1 protein-coding gene is annotated in these 1,863 nt (G+C 43.3%); it reads left to right on the top strand.

What is annotated here, in order from left to right:
• Window positions 1–149: 149 nt before the first annotated feature.
• Window positions 150–1,863 (top strand): IS1634 family transposase (locus E5987_RS12645; protein ID WP_160336424.1); only part of this gene is annotated, 1,714 nt, incomplete at its 3' end.

Here is a 1,863-nt window from a genome sequence, read left to right as displayed (position 1 = left end):
CCCGACTTTTCCAGAAAAATGTATCAATAAGCTTCTTTAACCTTCTGAATATTCAACGATAAATTCGAAATTTTTTCTAGAAAATTTAACGACAATGTAGTTCAATCAAGGCTAATTATGATATAATTATCAATAAGGAGGAGTGAGTCGTGTCCATCTCAATTTCGGAAAGAAAGGTAAAAGGCAAGGTCTATATCTCTATCGTCGAGAAGTATCGAGATCCAATTACAAAAAGGTCCACAACTCGTCAGCTCAAAAGCTACGGGAACAAGGAACTATTTCTGCAGAAGCACCCTGACGGACTCGAACTTATCAATTCAGATTTAAAGCTCTTCCGGGAATCAACTCAGGCCTATGCGGAGGCGACCGAGCTGCCGAACGGCAGCGGAGTCTCAATCGTTGACAGCGCAGCGAACTCCACTGAGTTAGGCAGTTCATTTCTCGTTTCACCAGCACCGTTTCTAACGATTTGGAACAAGCTTGAATTAGACCAATACTTCAAGAATCTAGAGCGCAATTACAGAGGAAAGGTTCCGGTCGATTTAAATAAACTGGCCTTTTACAATGCGGTTGCTCGGATACTCAGGCCTGAATCAAAACTAGGAACGTGGATTGACAGGAATAGATATCTATACGACTTTGAGAGCCTTTCTCTCAAGGATATGTACAACTTGCTGGATATACTTGACGAACGCAAGCAAAAGATCATTGATCGGTTAAACGCGGCAATAGACAAGCTTTATCAGAGGGATCTTACGATCGCTCTTTATGATGTCACCACCTTTTACTTTGAGAGTTTTATCGAAGATGAGCTTCGTGCTCGAGGTATGAGCAAAGAACATCGAACCCAAGAAACACAGGTAGTGATGGGCTTACTTGTAGACAGCGAAGGAATACCGTTTGGCTACGAGCTCTTTAGAGGTAATACTGCCGAAGTCGGCACAATGCTTGAGGTGGTGGAAGGCTTTAAAAAACGTTACCAGTTAAACAACGTAACGATCATAGCCGATGCCGGGTTAAACCAACTCATCAACTTGGAATCCCTTGAACAGGCCGGGTTTAAATATATTGTTGGCTATCCTCCCTACGTAAAACTAAACCGTACAGAACAAGATTCTCTTCTGGAAGAGGACGGATGGGAGAGTTATGACTGCGTAGAAGATTCTTGGCGCATCAAGCGAATGGCTCTTCCAATCAACAAGCGCGTTTATCCAAAGGGTGAGCAATCGAGAAAAATCCAGCTGGAGGCTGAGTGCATTGCAACGTTCTCTTTATCACGTTATAAGCACGACTTGGATGAACTGAGAAAAAAGACAACACGTGCGAAAGAACTCGTACGAAAAGGAGCGAAAGCTGTCCAGGCAGCTAATCGCAACGGCTACAAGAGTTTTATTAAATCAGAGCTTAAAGAAGTTCAATTTAATGAAACGCTTTACACCAAGCGTCTTAAATGGTGCGGTTACACGGCCTTGCTGACCAATATCGAAGATCAAGATCCGAGCGTCATTTATGCACTGCTTCGACAACTCTGGAGAATCGAGGATAACTTTAGAGTGTTAAAAACGACGATTGAAGCCAGGCCGGTCTACGTATGGACAACCAAGCATATACGGGGTCATTTTGTACTGTGCTATATCAGCCTTGTCCTGACTCGTTTAATGCAGAAACAGCTGAAAGAGGATGCCTTGAAATACTCTGTAAGGCAGGTTGTAGAAGCCCTCAATGCGCTCAGCGTCTCCCCCTTGAATGCATTAAGAAAAAGTAAAAGTCAGCTATATCAGTGTGTGGTTGAAAACTCTGAAGGGAGCACGTCCTCCGGAGAGTACAAACCTCTTCTGGAAATTGCCAATGACATCTGGAAAT

The organism is Parasutterella muris (genome assembly GCF_009767915.1).
GTDB lineage: Bacteria > Pseudomonadota > Gammaproteobacteria > Burkholderiales > Burkholderiaceae_F > Parasutterella > Parasutterella muris.
Note: the sequence above shows the minus strand (reverse complement) of the source record. Positions and strands in the feature narration are given on the sequence as shown.